Raw genomic sequence first — 15400 nt, forward strand, 5'->3', positions numbered from 1 at the left:
ATTATGCAAATTAAGCAGTTTTTGACAGATTCAGGAAATTATAACAAAAAAAACGCCCGTTACCGGGCGTTTTATTATATGCGTGCATAATACTTATGCTACATTTTCTTCCTGAGTATTGTCAATTAAAACCTGACCTCTGTAATATAACTTACCTTCGTGCCAGTGAGCTCTATGGTATAAATGTGGCTCACCAGTAGTTGGACAAGTAGCAATTTGCGGTGCAGTGGCTTTATAATGAGTTCTTCTCTTGTCTCTTCTTGTTCTAGAAATTTTTCTCTTAGGATGTGCCATCTTAAATGTTATTTATCCGTTAATAGTTTTTTTAATGAATCCCACCGGGGATCTTTATAATCGTCGTTGTTTTCGTTGTCTGTGTTCTTACTTGGACTTAGTTCTTCTAATTTGTCAAGAATGTCTGATTTCAATGTCCCATCTTCAATACCTGGATGTACTTTTTTTAATGGCATTGCCAATACAATCATTTCATAGATGTATTGGGCGGCATTAATTTCGTATTCACCATGAGGAATAATGAGTATTTCTTCATTATCATCATTGTATTCCTCTCCAAACTTCACAACCAGTTTCAACTGGTCTTCTAATGGTAATTCAAATGGTTCGTTTGTTAGGTCACAATTGACATTCACATGACCGTTAACCGAGAATTCCAACTCCATAAGTGTTGTTTTTTTCTCAAAAACCAGTTCCACCAATAAATTGGCGGCATTGAACTCATTATAATCTAAATCCTGAAAGAACGTATTATCTATTTGATAATCAAAATGGTGTTTTCCAATTTTCAATCCTGAAAATGAAATGCTGTATGCCTTCATTTTTTTCATCCCTCCACTCATTTTGAGCGTGCAAATATATAACTTTTTATCTAATCTTGAGGAAGATATGAACAAAAATTGTTAGTATCTAATCTCTGGAAACTTTCAAGGGCTGTTTGGAATAATGCCGGTACTCAGATCGGTTCCTAAAAATCTCGATCGCCATAAATATAGCCTTCTTAAACGAGCTCTCATCGGCGACGCCTTGACCTGCAATTTCAAAGGCTGTGCCATGATCTGGAGAGGTTCTAACTCGTGAGAGGCCAGCCGTAAAGTTAACGCCTTCACCAAAGGTTATGGTTTTAAATGGAATAAGACCCTGATCGTGATACGAGGCTATCACGGCATCAAAATTCTCATGATTTTTATTACCAAAGAAACTATCTGCTGCATAAGGTCCGTATACCAACTGACCATTCTTTTGTAATTCTACCAGAGTTGGTTTTAAAATTTCGTCATCTTCCTTTCCAATAACCCCCTGGTCGCCAGCATGTGGGTTGATAGATAACACCGCTATTTTTGGTTTACTCACTCTAAAATCCTGCTTTAGGCTCTCTGAAATGGTCTTAATCTTTCTAAGTATGAGGTCTTTATCTATATGACTCGGTACATCTTTCACAGGTACATGATCTGTGAGCAACCCTACTCTTAACGTATCACTTACCATAAACATCAAACTATTTCCGTCTAGCTCCTGGTTTAAATAATCCGTATGCCCCGGAAACTTAAACTCTTCTGATTGGCTATTAAACTTATTAATTGGAGCCGTCACCAGAACGTCAATTTCACGATTCTTCAGGGCTTCAACAGCGGCTTTTAGCGACTTGATAGCATACTTCCCAATATGAGCATCTTCCTCACCAAAATTAATATCAACACGGTCGCGCCAAACATTAACAACATTCATTTTGTTATGACCGATGTTGGATACCGTTTTGTACTCAAACAAATTAACCTTGCTGGAAAAATGTTTTTTGAAAAAGCTCATTAGTTTATAAGAGCCATATACGACTGGAGTGCAAAAATCATACATGCGTTGATCTTCAAAAGATTTCAAAATAATCTCAGATCCTATGCCATTGAGATCACCAATTGAAATTCCAACTCTTATTTTTTTATCGCTTTTCATATTATGCCGTAACTTTGCAAACCATTTAAGAGGACAAATTTAACTATAAAAAGGCACACTATGTTTACAGGTATCATTGAAGCTATGGGGGAACTGAAAAAGATTGATCATGAAGGTTCCAATGTGCACTTAACCATTGACAGTCCCATTACATCTGAGTTAAAAATCGACCAGAGTGTTGCACACAATGGAGTGTGCTTGACTGTAGTTAACATTGAAGGATCTGAATATACCGTAACTGCCATAGACGAGACGCTACAGAAAACAAATCTAGGGTCATTAAAAACAGGAGACTTTGTGAACCTTGAACGCGCTATGAAACTGGGTGCTCGGTTAGATGGTCATATTGTGCAGGGTCATGTGGATCAAACGGCAGTTTGCACAGAGGCCAAAGAACACGATGGAAGTTGGACTTTTACATTTGAATACGACCCCTCATTGTCCAACATTACAATAGAAAAAGGCTCCATTACCGTAAATGGCGTCAGCCTAACGGTTGTAAATTCTCAGGTTACTTCCTTTTCAGTGGCCATTATACCTTACACTTATGAGCATACAGGTTTCAAGCAAATTAAGTTAGGTGATAAGGTAAATTTAGAATTTGATGTAATTGGCAAATACGTGGCGCGCCTTCATCAAATTAATTCTTAAGACTCCCTTTCTTTATGGTCTTATAGATCTTATAAGATCCAAATAATAAACCGGCCAAAAATAGAACTACGAGGTAATTGTCAATTGGCAAACCTGGTGGAGGAGGTGATGGCCCAGGATCCGGAGTTGGCGGAATCTGGGTGTTTTGTAGACCAGATATGTTCCATGTTAAGAACAAAAGTAGCATTGAGGCAGAACGCATAATTTTATTCATTATTACAATCAGCGATTGTAAAATTAGCACGTTGGTTTAATAGCGAGTTCAATTTTAACTAATTAGAATTCAAAAATATAAAAAATTGTCACTGTCTAAAACTATCGGGTATCAAATGCACATTTATATGTTGAAATCTTAAAAGAGGTATGAATTATCCTCAATAAAAAAACAGCCTTACTGATAGAAAGGCTGTTTTTGGGGTGGTCTCACCAGGGCTCGAACCTGGGACCCTCTGATTATGAGTCAGATGCTCTAACCAACTGAGCTATGAGACCATTAGGGCTGCAATATTACTACATATTTTAAAAGTGCCCAAACATTTAAGGTTGAATGTCCTGACAGAGCTCCACCAAAACACCGTTACTAGTTTTAGGGTGCAGGAAGGCAACCAGCTTATTATCAGCGCCTTTTTTTGGGGTTTCGTTTAACACCGTAAAGCCTTCTTCTTTGAGTCGTTCTATTTCAGAAACAATATCTTCTACATCAAAGGCTATATGGTGAATACCTTCTCCTTTTCGTTCTATAAATTTAGTGATAGTACTATTGGGGTTAGTACCTTCCAGAAGCTCAATTTTATTGGGTCCTACCTGAAAAAACGAGGTTTTTACACCTTCTGATTCTACCTCTTCTGTTTTATAGTGCGCTTCACCAAAAAGCTTTTCAAACAGACTATTGGATGCTTCAATATCCTTAACGGCAATTCCAATATGTTCAATTTTTCTCATAATGCTATTCGTTACAGAATTTAGATTCTAAAAGTACTTTGCTCCAGTTCTAGAAACTATGATTTATGTTATTTTTATTATTCCAATTCAAATTTAGGCTATTCCTGCCCTAAGAAGTAATTTTGTACTATGGAATCTAACAGACAAAAAAAGATTGGCGGAATTCTTCAACAGGATCTTGTTGAAATTCTTCAAGGTGCGGCCTCATCGAGTGGGTTTAAGGGAACTATTATTTCTGTAACTAAGGTGAAAGTCACCGTTGATCTGTCCATTGCTAAGGTATACCTCAGTATTTTCCCTAACAAGGATGCCCAGGAATTACTGGACGGGATTCGGTCTAATACTCCAATGATCCGTCATGAAATTGCACAAAGAACACGGCATCAACTCAGACGCATGCCGGAACTTGAATTCTTTATAGACGACTCATTAGAATATATCGACAATATTGAAAAATCGTTGAAACAAGGAGATAACCCAATAGAAAACCCAGACTTACTGGATAAACGCAAAAAATCCTAATTGAAGTTTCCGTTATACATTTCTAAACGGTATTTGTTCTCAAAAAGCTCAAACAATGCCATTAACATCATGGGGGGTATTGCTTCTGCTGGTATTGTAATATCGGCGGCAGCACTGTTTATTGTCTTATCTGGATTTGCCGGTTTAAAAACTTACAGTCTGCAGTTTATGTCCTACGTAGACCCAGACCTAAAGCTCAGCCCTTTAAAAGGTAAAAGTTTTACTTGGACTTCTGAGGATTCCATAGCCCTATCGAGAATAGAGGGCATTACAGCCTACTCCAAGATTATTGAAGAACGTGTTGTTTTGAACTCGGATAACAAAAATGTGCTGGCCACCCTTAAAGGTGTGGACGAGAACTTCCAATCGGTAACACGCATCGATTCTATGATACGCAGGGGGGCGTGGCTGACTAAGGAAACCAATCAAATTGTTTCTGGTTGGGGTATCTCTAATCAATTGGCCTTTGGTATTTTGGATTATAGACGACCTTTAACCATCTATATTCCAAAAGCGGGAAAAGGGCAGATTACCAATGCCAAATCTGCTTATAATAGTTTAAGGGTAAGTAATATTGGATTGGTAGATATTAATGAAGAAATGAATAATGAGTTCATCTACGGTCCGGTTGAAATGGCTCAGTACCTCTTGGAATATGATAGCAATCAATTCTCTGCTTTAGAAATTAGGGCGGACGCAACTAAAGACCTTTCAGCTATCATTACGGCTATTCAGAATACCTTCCCCGATCGATTTACAATTAAAACCAGGGCACAGCTGAACGATGCCTTGTATAAAATGCTTAACACTGAAAACTTGGCTGTATACCTCATCTTTACCTTGGTCATCATCATTGCGCTATTTAATGTGATTGGGGCTATTATTATGATGATCTTAGATAAGAAAAACTCTCTCAACACTTTGTATTCTTTGGGTGTTGAGATTAGACAAATCAAACAAATATTTTTCTTTCAGGGGAGTTTATTAACCCTAATTAGTGGAACAGTAGGGCTACTTATTGGCCTGATACTGGTCTGGTTGCAAAAACAATTTCATCTGGTATACTTAACGCAAGAGTTGCCTTATCCTGTTGACATTGTTATTTGGAATATTGTTCTGGTGTTAGTCACCATTTATGTGTTAGGAATTCTCGCCTCACAAATAGCGTCACAACGCATTAATTCTAAACTGGTAAAGCCTAACTAGCGAACTCGTAGTCGGAGAATTTTTCCAATACCTCATCAAAAGCAGCAAATACATCCTTTGAATCATCACTGGTTACCATTTTCATGCGATATTCCTTAAAATTGGGAATGCCTTTAAAATAATTGGTATAGTGTCGCCTCGTTTCAAATACCCCTAGTTTTTCACCCTTCCAATCTATAGACATTTGAAGGTGACGCCTTGCGGCTTCTACACGCTCTGCCAGAGAAATTGGCGCCAGGTGTTCACCGGTTTTAAAAAAGTGTTTGACCTGTTTAAAGAACCATGGATTTCCAATCGTAGCACGACCAATCATAGCTCCATCCAGACCATATTCATCACGCATCTCAACAGCGCGTTCTGGAGTATTGACATCGCCATTTCCAAATACAGGAATGTGCATTCTTGGATTATTTTTAACAGCCGCAATAGGCTTCCAATCAGCATTACCCTTATACATCTGGGCACGTGTTCTACCATGAATGGCTATGGCCTTACAACCCACGTCCTGAAGGCGCTCTGCAACTTCAACAATTTTTATAGAATCATGATCCCAACCCAATCGGGTTTTTACAGTAACGGGGAGATTTGTCCGTTTAACCATTTCAGCAGTGAGTTTCTCCATCAGGCAAATATCCTTGAGAATTCCAGCTCCAGCCCCCTTACTCACTACCTTCTTAACTGGGCATCCAAAATTAATATCAATAATGTCAGGATTGGATTTTTCAACAATATCAATGGTTTGGAGCATGCTATCCATGTTGGCACCAAATATCTGAATGCCAACAGGACGTTCCTTTTCATAGATGTCCAATTTCATCACACTCTTGGCGGCATTTCTTATTAAACCCTCAGAAGAAACAAACTCGGTATAAACCACATCTGCACCTTGTTCTTTGCAAAGTGCTCTAAAGGGTGGGTCACTCACATCCTCCATGGGAGCGAGTAACAATGGAAAGTCGCCTAGTTCTATGTCGCCTATCTTAACCAAATCAATTTTTTTGCAAAGCTACGGTTTATTGTAAAATGGTCATAATCCTAGACTTATGAGGCCTTCTGAAAGCACTTGGAATTAAGCACCCAGGCCGAATATAACCCAAGAACAAGTTCGCCGATTAGCCCTATGCTAAAGGCTGTAGAAGGTATCCCATCAAAGATGACACTTAGAATACGGCCAAATCCTAAGCCCAACATAAATAGGGCATTTGAAATCAGTGCTGCATGCAAAAATTTAGGATTGAACAGGCCAAAACACCACAAGGAAGCCAAAGCTAAATACAAGCCCATAACCCCTTTTGAAAAGTTCTGCTCATCAATGGTGCTCAATGAAATATCTAAAAGGACCTCTGGATTAAACCCATAAATAAAGGCGGCAGGAATTACCACTAATACTGATATGATTAGCGATATCTTTAAATGGATTTTGGTTATAAGAGGTGCTTGCAAGTTTAGAATTTAACTGTTGTTACTATTAAACTATCTCCACGCTTAACAGTTATGTTGGTAACATCACCTTTTTCAAAGACTGACAGAGCACGCATATAGCTCATCATGTCCGATACCGCACTGTCTCCTAATTTCACTACAATATCCCCTTTTTTAATTCCGGCATTAAATGCTGGTGTCTCTTCCCGGGTACCATCAATACGCATGCCTTTACCATCATATAAATAATCTGGCACTACACCTAAACCAACCTTGAATCTGGGAACTTCTTCACTTTCGTTCTTCGTTGTCCTAAAAGCCAACTCACCATTATCATCAAGATCTGTAATGATGTCGAAAATATAGGTGGATATAAATTCCATACCCTGGTAATTGAGCTTCTCTGCATCATCCCCTGGCTTGTGGTAATCTTCATGTTGTCCAGTAAAAAAATGCAACACGGGAACATCAATCAAATAAAAGGAGGTGTGGTCACTTGGTCCAACACCGCTTTCGGTCATTACAAGTTTAAACTGTTCGTTATTGGCATTGAGTGTTTGTTTAAACATTGGTGAGGTACCTACCCCATGAACCGCTAGCGTTTTGTCTTCTTTTAACCGACCTACCATGTCCATGTTAATCATATAGTTAATCTTCTGCGAATCAATGGTTGGGTTTTTTGAAAAATAATTGGACCCTAAAAGTCCCATTTCCTCCCCAGAAAAGGCAATGAAAAGGTAATTGTTATTATCGCGGATTTCGACCGCCTGAGATTTTTCTACTAGTTTTCCAGCTAAATCAAGCATAATAGCAACTCCACTTGCATTATCATCGGCTCCGTTATGAACAGCTTTGTCTTCTCCTCGATATAAGGACCCCTCGCCACCATAACCCAAATGGTCATAGTGGGCACCAATAACAATGGTTGTTGGTGCCTGGTTATCAATAAAGCCAATGACGTTTCTACCTGTTATAGTACTATCTGAATTGGTAGTAAACTCTACGTCCTCATGTGGGTCTGTTTTGGGTTTAAAAGAAAATTCCTGGACAAAGCCTTTAGTTCCCAAAGGTTGTACTTGCATCTCTTCAAATCGAATTTGAATATATTCTAATGCCTTCAGTTCGCCGGGGGTTCCGGTTTGTCGGCCTTCTAGTTGATCGTCCGCCAGATAACTCACATCATCCTTCATCTTTTGAGAATATAAGTACCTCTTGTCTGTAGAATCACTATTTCTGCAGGAAGCCAACAGGATAATTAGAATGACTATAACAAAATGCTGTTTCATGTTGATACCTTATTTTTGTTCAAAATTAGCTATAAATCATCAGTATTAAAACTAAGCAAATGATCAAGAAATTTTTGGTATTACTTGCTGTCACAGCAATTGTATCCTGTAAAGACAAAGCTTCTAATGAAAATTCAGTTGCAACTTCTGATATGGCTTCAACTGAAGGATTTGATTCTTTAATTTATCCTGAAGAACGCAAACATTTTAAATCTATACGACAGATTACTTTTGGTGGGGATAATGCCGAGGCCTACTGGAGTTTTGATGATAAAAAGCTTATTTTTCAATCAAATTTTAAGGATTGGGGAGTTAACTGCGACCAGATGTTCCTGATGAACCTTGAAGACAGCTTTGAAAACCACAAACCCCCAATGGTTAGCACGGGAATGGGCAGAACCACCTGTTCTTATTTTCTGCCGGATAACAAACACATTATCTACGCTTCAACCCATTTGGGGGCTGAAGAGTGCCCGGATACACCACTGAGAAAAAATGGAAAATATATCTGGCCCATTTACGATAGTTATGACATATTTGTGGCGGATCTACAGGGGAATATTGTAAGCCAGCTGACTAATGAAGTGGGTTATGACGCTGAACCAACTGTATCTCCGATGGGTGATAAAATCGTGTTTACATCAACACGCAGCGGGGATTTGGAATTATACACCATGAATCTTGATGGATCGGATGTTAAACAAATAACTAATGAATTGGGCTATGATGGAGGAGCCTTCTTTTCACCCGATGGCAGCAAAATTATTTTCAGATCATCCAGACCAAAAACGGAGCAGGAGATCAAAGAGTATAAAGAATTGTTAGCAGAAGGATTGGTTGAGCCAACTAATATGGAGCTTTATATCTGCAATGCTGATGGTTCTGATTTAAGGCAGCTTACAGATCTTGGTAACGCTAATTGGAGTCCTTTCTTTCATCCATCAGGAGATAAAATCCTGTTTTCTTCAAACTTTGAAGCCGAGCGTGGGTTTCCTTTTAATTTATACATGATAGACATCGATGGGAAAAACCTAACCAGAATTACCCATGGTGAAACCTTTGATGCCTTCCCAGTATTTTCCAATAATGGTAAGTATCTGGCCTTTTCATCGAACCGAAATAATGGTGGAAACAGGGATACCAACCTGTTTATAGCAGAGTGGCAGGATTAAGAATGTTAATTTTCTCGCTCTTTGATTCGTTCCCGTTCTTGAACATCGGATGTGCGCTCGTTTGAAACTAATTTGGTGTTACCAAACTTATAGCGGAATCCCAGCTTAATAAACCTATTGTCAAGATTGGAGAAATAAGAATTGGACTGATTGAGATACTCCGTTGTTACCAGAACATCCTGCTCGTTAAAAAGATCTTCCATCGACAAAGTAATAACCGCTCTATCATCCCATAAAGACTTTGAGATACTCAAGTCAGAATACAGCCGTGCTGACACCAAACTCAATCCCTGCAAACTTTTAGAAGCGTAGGTCAAGTTAAAATTTATATTGAGTGAATTGTCTTTTAGTAAGCTCAACGTATTTGATAGTTGACTGTAATTAGTCCATTGGGACAAGGAAACAAAATCATCATTAATTTGAGTTTCTTCGGTTATATTAAAAAAGGAGGTTAGTGCAAAAACGCTCCAACGATCCGTCAAATAGAAATCTACCCAAAGGTCAAAGCCATATTCCACCGTTTTATCAAGATTAGCTGGAATATAGGCGATTATATTGGTGTTATTGTTTTGTCGTGGTAATTCCTGAATATCACCTTTCCTGTATGAATAATAGGATTGAGCTGTAAAATATTTTAGAAAATTAACCCCGATTTCAAAGTAGTCTCTAAAGGTGGGTTGAAGAAGTGGATTTCCAACCACCACGGTATTTTCATTTAGAAAAAACCTAAACGGGTTCAGATTACTATAATTGGGTCTGGTTATACTTCTCTTATAATTAAAAAATAAACTGGTGTTATCTGAAATGTTATGTAAAACGCTCAAGTTTGGAAACCATTCGAGGTAATCCTGTAAGTTAGTCTCGCCAAGAGAGATGGATTGCCCTTCAATGTTGGTCTGCTCTACCCGGAGCCCTAGGGTAAGGTTCCACTTATCCCAGCTTTTCGAAAAATTGACGTAGGCGGCAAAAACCTTCTCATCATATTTGTAAGCATCAGAATTTAAAGGGTCTAGAACAGGGACTCCGTTTACAATATCTGTTTTAGTGATATCACTATCTGTTTGAACATTCGAAAACTTAGCTCCCACATCAAAGGTACCGGTGTCTTCCCCGATAGAGGTACTATAGTCGACCTTTCCATTAAAGATATCTGTTCGTTGATTAGCATCGGTGTTGAACTCCGTGTCAAAATCAAAATCATCGTTCATATCAAAGAATTCACTAAATACATTCTGCCCTCTCGAATAGTCATACCCAGTATAATGAGCATTCACCCTTAAAACAGCACTATTTTTGAATTGATGCCTATAGCCTATATCTGCACCAACATTATACTTATTATCTCTGGCCAGGTTATCTGCAGTAAAGCGCGAAAGGAAAATATTGCTCGGATCAGTAATGGTGGTATTATTAAAAATTCCGTATTTGAAAAACGGAGTCAAAAGGCCTGTTGCTGAAAGACTTAAGCTGTTTGCATCATCAATTTCATAATCAAGATTAAGGTTAAGGTTATGTGTTTCAGATCTTGTGGTTCTATTAATATCAGAGGTCCAAATATCCACCACCTCATTAAAATCATCTAAAAAATTAACCACACCCAAGTTATCCCTGTTAATCTTTTTCTTGGTAAAATTATAGTTGATGTTAAAACTCAACTTGTCATTTTTGAAGTATTGACTAGTTCCTAAATTATATCGAGGATAAACCCCTTGCGTAAAGCTCCCATAAATACTTCCTCGGTAACCAGCAATTAAATTTTTAGACATATTAATATTAATAACAACCCCACTATCAGCATCGTAGCTCGCTGGTGGGTTAGTTATTACCTCAACCGATTTAATGGCTTCCGCTGGAGCACTTTCCAATAACTGTATTAACTCATTAGACGTTAACTGAACCCGCTTGTTGTTAATAAAGATTGTAGCCGATGAGCTCTTAACATTAATAGCTCCTTCTGTAACAATGACCCCTGGGGTACTTTTTAAAACTTGCATGGTGCTCCCCTCTACAAGGGCTGTATTAGCTACATTAAAAGTGAGGCGGTCTGGCTGCCTAGTAACAGTTGGTTTCTTAGCTATAATACTAATCTCATCAAGTGTTTCGCTGTTTTCTTCGAGCACTATGGTCTGGAAATCTCGATCCTTGTCTAATAGAAAAACGGACTCAAAGGAATTGTAGCCAATAAAGGAAATTGAAATCTTGTATTCTTCAGATGCCAATGGAATTATAGAAAAGTTGCCATAATCGTCTGTACTGGTACCCGCCACATAAGAAGAATCTGAAGCTCTAGTAAGCAGCACGTTGGCAAATGAAATGGGCTCACCATTGATATCCTGAACCTTTCCAAACACCCCGAACTCTTGACCCCATAGTTGTGCGCCCACAGTTAACAATACCATCCATAATGCTATGGATTTCTTATGTAAAGCAAATTGCATGATGCGCAATATAAACATTGTTATAAATTTTTAATTACGGGTTTTCCGCACTTTTATAGTCTTAAGCAGCAATATCTTCATTCGCAGGGCAATAAATACGCTATATTTGCAATCTTAAAATGCACAGGGAACAGAGATGAAGCACATAAGAAATTTCTGCATTATTGCTCATATTGACCATGGGAAGAGTACACTTGCTGATCGATTACTGGATTATACAGGGTCTGTAACTGATCGCGAAAAGCAAGATCAGCTTTTAGACAATATGGATTTGGAACGCGAGAGAGGGATTACTATAAAATCGCATGCCATTCAAATGGAGTATGAATATGAAGGTCAGGAATACGTTCTAAACCTTATTGACACCCCAGGTCATGTGGATTTCTCCTATGAGGTTTCACGGTCTATTGCGGCTTGTGAAGGGGCCTTGCTCATTGTAGATGCAGCCCAAAGCATACAGGCCCAGACAATCTCCAACCTGTACTTGGCATTAGAAAATGATCTGGAAATAATTCCAGTTCTTAACAAAATTGACCTCCCAAGCGCCAACCCTGAAGAAGTGACAGACGATATTGTAGATCTTCTCGGTTGTGATCCTGATGAGGTTATTCCAGCAAGTGGTAAAACAGGGCTAGGTGTTGAAGATATTTTAGCCGCCATTATTGAGCGTATTCCAGCTCCAGAAGGAAAACCAGACGAGCCCTTACAGGCTTTAATTTTTGATTCGGTTTACAATCCCTTTCGAGGTGTAGAAACCTATTTTAGGGTAATTAACGGTTCCATAAGAAAAGGGCAGCACATTAAGTTTATTGCTACTGGAAAAGATTACTATGCAGATGAGGTGGGCACCTTAAAACTGAATCAAGTACCTAAAAGCAGAATTGAAGCCGGTGATGTTGGGTATTTAATAACGGGAATTAAAGATGCCCGCGAAGTAAAAGTCGGTGATACCATAACTGACGCCAAAAACCCAACCACAGAAGCTATTGAAGGGTTTGAGGATGTAAAGCCTATGGTTTTCGCAGGAATCTATCCTGTAGATACTGAAGACTATGAGGAGTTAAGAAATTCAATGGAAAAACTACAGCTTAACGATGCCTCTTTGGTGTTTCAGCCTGAGAGCTCAGCAGCCTTAGGTTTTGGGTTCCGTTGTGGGTTTCTTGGGATGCTGCATTTAGAAATTATTCAGGAACGCCTGGAGCGCGAGTTTGATATGACGGTGATTACGACGGTTCCTAACGTAAGCTATCATGCCTTTACCAACAAACAACCCGATGATGTTATTCTGGTTAATAACCCTTCAGATCTACCTGAACCGTCCACACTAAATCGTGTGGAAGAGCCTTATATTAAAGCATCTATAATTACCAAGGCCGATTTCGTGGGCCCTGTTATGAGTTTGTGTATTGAAAAACGTGGGCAAATTACGAACCAAACCTATCTCACTACTGAGCGTGTAGAACTTAACTTTGACATGCCATTGGCCGAGATTGTTTTTGATTTTTACGATAGATTAAAAACAGTGTCCAAGGGCTATGCTTCTTTTGATTACTCCCCAATTGGTATGCGCAGTTCCAAACTTGTGCGTGTTGACATACTTCTTAATGCCCAAACGGTGGATGCACTGTCTGCATTGATACATGCCGACAATGCTTATACCATTGGGAAGAAAATGTGTGAGAAGCTGAGAGAATTAATCCCAAGGCAACAGTTTGACATTCCTATTCAGGCTGCCATTGGGGCTAAGATCATTTCAAGAGAGACCATCAAAGCCTTAAGAAAAGATGTCACGGCTAAATGTTATGGTGGTGACATATCAAGAAAACGAAAGCTTCTTGAAAAACAGAAAAAAGGAAAGAAGCGTATGCGTCAGGTCGGCAATGTTGAAATTCCACAGCAGGCATTTATGGCCGTTCTTAAGCTGAACGATTAAGATTAAGTAGTTAGGGGTTTTCCGAGGTAAACCAAGAAAGAGGTTTCCGTTACATTTTCCTTATCCTTGTTATCAGATGAAATAATGTGCAATTCACCCGTATTATCTTTTATAAACAAGGGAATGGTGAATTTCTCCTGATCTGTTTTTTCAATTAATTGGTTAAAGTGCTCAACGCTTTTAACCGGTTCCTCAAGAATCTGAGGAAATGTATTAGCCACATTTAACAATGAGTTATAATCATCTTTTGGTGAAAACAATCCGTCCTGCAGATTGTTCATTGTTGAACCAGATTCTGTAGATGAAATTAGCCTGAACGAGCCGTTTTCTCCAAAGACTTTTCCAAACCTTTCTAAAGCATACTTATTAATGTCGGTATTCGCCGTCATGGCCATTAAATAACCCATGTCATTTAATTCAATATCATCCGTCAAAGCGTCTGAATAAATGTTAGCGTTGATAGCTTCCAGGCCAAGTTCTTTGGCCTTATTTACATTGGACATATTGCTATCAATTAAGACTACATTTCTGTTGTTTTTTACTAAGTACTGCCCCAACATCCTCGAGAAATTCGATGCTCCAAGAATTAAAACCCCTTCAGATTTAGTAAGGAACACCCCGACAATTCTAGCGAAAAATCGCGCCGTAGTGGCATTAAACAAAACGGTACCAAGTACAATCATAAATACCAACGGGGTAATATATTCTGCGCCCTGAACCCCTTTGTCAATTAACTTACTTCCAAACAAGGAGGCGATCCCAGCAGCAACAATACCCCTTGGGCCTACCCAACTTATAAAGGCTTTCTCATTAAATTTTAGATTGGATCCCTGGGTGCTGATGAATACGGCAATTGGTCTGATCACAAAAACAACAATTAGGAATAATGCAAGAGTCTGCCAGTTGTACAATAATAGCATGTCATCAATATTCATGTTGGCAGCCAGAAGAATAAAGAGAATGGAAATTAGTAAAACACTCAGTGACTCTTTAAAATACAGCAGCTCGTCAATGTTCTTTAGCTTCATATTGCCCAAAACCATGCCCATAACAACAACGGCCAACAGACCAGACTCGTGCGCAAAAAGATCAGATTCAACAAATACTAAAAGTACGACTGATAAGGACACCACATTCAACAAGTAATGGGGTATGAGTTTTCTGTTAATAGCAAACGCCAAGCCATGAGCGAAGGTAAAGCCAAATGTGGTGCCAAATAATACAATTTTGCCAAACTCAATAAAGGCTGTCTGTGTAAACCCACTGTCCCCCTCCACACTAATAAACTCAAAGACTAATACCGCCACCAAAGCACCAATAGGATCTATTAAAATACCTTCCCATTTTAAAACTGTTGAAACATCTTTTTTCAAAGGGATATTTCTAAGAATTGGAGTTATTACTGTTGGTCCGGTTACAATTATTAAACTCGCAAATAGAAAAGATATATCCCATCTTAGGCCAAACAGATAATGCGCTACAATACCGGCACCAAAAAATGTGATGGTGGCTCCAACCGTTATCAATTTGGTAATAGCAGGACCTACATTTTTTATTTCGTTTCGCTTTAAGGTTAACCCCCCCTCAAACAGAATAATACTAATGGCTAGTGACACGAATTGATATAAAAGATCCCCTGGAAACAATCCTTTTTTTCCATTCCATATGGGTTCAATCCATTTACTACCATCTTCGGTAAAAAATTCGGCGGCAACGGGGCCAACCAGAAGCCCAATTAGGATTAAGGGTAAGATTGCCGGAATCTTAAATTTCCAGGCCATCCACTGTGCCAGAATTCCCAATATGATAATGCCTGCTAATTCAATCATAACTAAAAAGTAAAGTTAGTGAGAAAATATGAGG

Annotated in this window: 15 protein-coding genes and 1 tRNA gene; 5 read left to right on the forward strand and 11 right to left on the reverse strand. The window is 38.8% G+C overall.

The annotated features are described in order from the left end of the window. Positions 1–93 precede the first annotated feature (93 nt). The 3 genes from rpmF to pdxA all read right to left on the reverse strand — a co-directional run bounded on the left by rpmF (position 94) and on the right by pdxA (position 1965). On the reverse strand, positions 94–294 hold the full coding sequence (gene rpmF, locus DN064_RS00840; protein ID WP_115460720.1) for a 50S ribosomal protein L32: 201 nt from the start codon (positions 292–294) through the stop codon (positions 94–96). Positions 295–302: 8 nt separating this feature from the next. Further along, complete coding sequence (locus DN064_RS00845) at positions 303–845, reverse strand: YceD family protein (RefSeq protein ID WP_115461344.1); 543 nt, start codon at positions 843–845, stop codon at positions 303–305. Positions 846–924: 79 nt separating this feature from the next. Next, complete coding sequence (gene pdxA, locus DN064_RS00850) at positions 925–1965, reverse strand: 4-hydroxythreonine-4-phosphate dehydrogenase PdxA (protein WP_115460721.1); 1041 nt, start codon at positions 1963–1965, stop codon at positions 925–927. A 60-nt stretch (positions 1966–2025) separates the two neighbouring features. Here pdxA and DN064_RS00855 point away from each other — a divergent pair, with 60 nt between their 5' ends. Next, entirely contained in the window at positions 2026–2616 is a 591-nt protein-coding gene (locus tag DN064_RS00855) for a riboflavin synthase (protein WP_115460722.1), read from the forward strand. Here the strand turns inward: DN064_RS00855 and DN064_RS00860 are convergent. The 3 genes from DN064_RS00860 to mce all read right to left on the reverse strand — a co-directional run bounded on the left by DN064_RS00860 (position 2606) and on the right by mce (position 3558). Beyond that, the gene (locus DN064_RS00860) at positions 2606–2818 is read right to left on the reverse strand and encodes a hypothetical protein (RefSeq protein ID WP_115461345.1); all 213 of its coding nucleotides are present in this window, start codon (positions 2816–2818) and stop codon (positions 2606–2608) included. The two genes, DN064_RS00855 and DN064_RS00860, sit on opposite strands and share 11 nt — an antisense overlap. A gap of 216 nt (positions 2819–3034) precedes the next feature. Continuing rightward, positions 3035–3108, reverse strand: a tRNA-Ile gene (locus tag DN064_RS00865). A gap of 45 nt (positions 3109–3153) precedes the next feature. Continuing rightward, entirely contained in the window at positions 3154–3558 is a 405-nt protein-coding gene (gene mce / locus DN064_RS00870) for a methylmalonyl-CoA epimerase (RefSeq protein ID WP_115460723.1), read from the reverse strand. A 129-nt stretch (positions 3559–3687) separates the two neighbouring features. Between mce and rbfA the strand changes: the two genes are divergently transcribed. Then, positions 3688–4080, forward strand: a complete 393-nt coding sequence (gene rbfA, locus DN064_RS00875; RefSeq protein WP_115460724.1) for a 30S ribosome-binding factor RbfA — start codon at positions 3688–3690, stop codon at positions 4078–4080. Beyond that, a complete protein-coding gene (locus DN064_RS00880; protein ID WP_198659384.1) occupies positions 4081–5286 on the forward strand; it encodes an ABC transporter permease in 1206 nt (401 codons plus the stop codon). It begins immediately after the preceding gene. Here DN064_RS00880 and dusB read toward each other — a convergent pair. Genes dusB through DN064_RS00895 form a run of 3 tightly spaced genes read right to left on the reverse strand, consistent with a single transcriptional unit; the run spans position 5279 to position 7994 of the window. Continuing rightward, the gene (gene dusB / locus DN064_RS00885; RefSeq protein ID WP_115460726.1) at positions 5279–6274 is read right to left on the reverse strand and encodes a tRNA dihydrouridine synthase DusB; all 996 of its coding nucleotides are present in this window, start codon (positions 6272–6274) and stop codon (positions 5279–5281) included. The two genes, DN064_RS00880 and dusB, sit on opposite strands and share 8 nt — an antisense overlap. Before the next feature lie 53 nt (positions 6275–6327). Then, positions 6328–6729: a DUF4345 domain-containing protein gene (locus tag DN064_RS00890; RefSeq protein ID WP_115460727.1), complete on the reverse strand. Its 402-nt coding sequence runs from the start codon at positions 6727–6729 to the stop codon at positions 6328–6330. Between the two features lie 2 nt (positions 6730–6731). After that, positions 6732–7994 (reverse strand): M28 family peptidase, encoded by a 1263-nt coding sequence (locus DN064_RS00895; protein ID WP_115460728.1) that lies wholly within the window; start codon positions 7992–7994, stop codon positions 6732–6734. A gap of 59 nt (positions 7995–8053) precedes the next feature. Between DN064_RS00895 and DN064_RS00900 the strand changes: the two genes are divergently transcribed. Continuing rightward, positions 8054–9166, forward strand: coding sequence for a TolB family protein (locus tag DN064_RS00900; protein ID WP_115460729.1), 1113 nt, complete (start codon positions 8054–8056; stop codon positions 9164–9166). Positions 9167–9171: 5 nt separating this feature from the next. Here DN064_RS00900 and DN064_RS00905 read toward each other — a convergent pair whose 3' ends face one another. Then, complete coding sequence (locus DN064_RS00905) at positions 9172–11622, reverse strand: outer membrane beta-barrel family protein (protein WP_232827322.1); 2451 nt, start codon at positions 11620–11622, stop codon at positions 9172–9174. A 118-nt stretch (positions 11623–11740) separates the two neighbouring features. Here DN064_RS00905 and lepA point away from each other — a divergent pair, with 118 nt between their 5' ends. Further along, positions 11741–13537 (forward strand): translation elongation factor 4, encoded by a 1797-nt coding sequence (gene lepA, locus DN064_RS00910; RefSeq protein ID WP_115460730.1) that lies wholly within the window; start codon positions 11741–11743, stop codon positions 13535–13537. A gap of 2 nt (positions 13538–13539) precedes the next feature. Here the strand turns inward: lepA and DN064_RS00915 are convergent, their stop codons facing one another. Beyond that, positions 13540–15366, reverse strand: a complete 1827-nt coding sequence (locus tag DN064_RS00915) for a cation:proton antiporter (RefSeq protein WP_115460731.1) — start codon at positions 15364–15366, stop codon at positions 13540–13542. Positions 15367–15400: the final 34 nt, after the last annotated feature.

The sequence above is a fragment of the Winogradskyella aurantiaca genome, assembly GCF_003362725.1.
GTDB classification, from domain to species: Bacteria; Bacteroidota; Bacteroidia; order Flavobacteriales; family Flavobacteriaceae; genus Winogradskyella_A; species Winogradskyella_A aurantiaca.

What these genes read in the sequence shown, in the direction of transcription:
- rpmF (WP_115460720.1), bottom strand. Translation starts at nt 294, where the DNA reads ATGGCACATCCTAAGAGAAAAATTTCTAGAACAAGAAGAGACAAGAGA.
- DN064_RS00845 (WP_115461344.1), bottom strand. Translation starts at nt 845, where the DNA reads ATGAAAAAAATGAAGGCATACAGCATTTCATTTTCAGGATTGAAAATT.
- pdxA (WP_115460721.1), bottom strand. Translation starts at nt 1,965, where the DNA reads ATGAAAAGCGATAAAAAAATAAGAGTTGGAATTTCAATTGGTGATCTC.
- DN064_RS00855 (WP_115460722.1), top strand. Translation starts at nt 2,026, where the DNA reads ATGTTTACAGGTATCATTGAAGCTATGGGGGAACTGAAAAAGATTGAT.
- DN064_RS00860 (WP_115461345.1), bottom strand. Translation starts at nt 2,818, where the DNA reads ATGCGTTCTGCCTCAATGCTACTTTTGTTCTTAACATGGAACATATCT.
- mce (WP_115460723.1), bottom strand. Translation starts at nt 3,558, where the DNA reads ATGAGAAAAATTGAACATATTGGAATTGCCGTTAAGGATATTGAAGCA.
- rbfA (WP_115460724.1), top strand. Translation starts at nt 3,688, where the DNA reads ATGGAATCTAACAGACAAAAAAAGATTGGCGGAATTCTTCAACAGGAT.
- DN064_RS00895 (WP_115460728.1), bottom strand. Translation starts at nt 7,994, where the DNA reads ATGAAACAGCATTTTGTTATAGTCATTCTAATTATCCTGTTGGCTTCC.
- DN064_RS00900 (WP_115460729.1), top strand. Translation starts at nt 8,054, where the DNA reads ATGATCAAGAAATTTTTGGTATTACTTGCTGTCACAGCAATTGTATCC.
- DN064_RS00905 (WP_232827322.1), bottom strand. Translation starts at nt 11,622, where the DNA reads ATGTTTATATTGCGCATCATGCAATTTGCTTTACATAAGAAATCCATA.
- lepA (WP_115460730.1), top strand. Translation starts at nt 11,741, where the DNA reads ATGAAGCACATAAGAAATTTCTGCATTATTGCTCATATTGACCATGGG.
- DN064_RS00915 (WP_115460731.1), bottom strand. Translation starts at nt 15,366, where the DNA reads ATGATTGAATTAGCAGGCATTATCATATTGGGAATTCTGGCACAGTGG.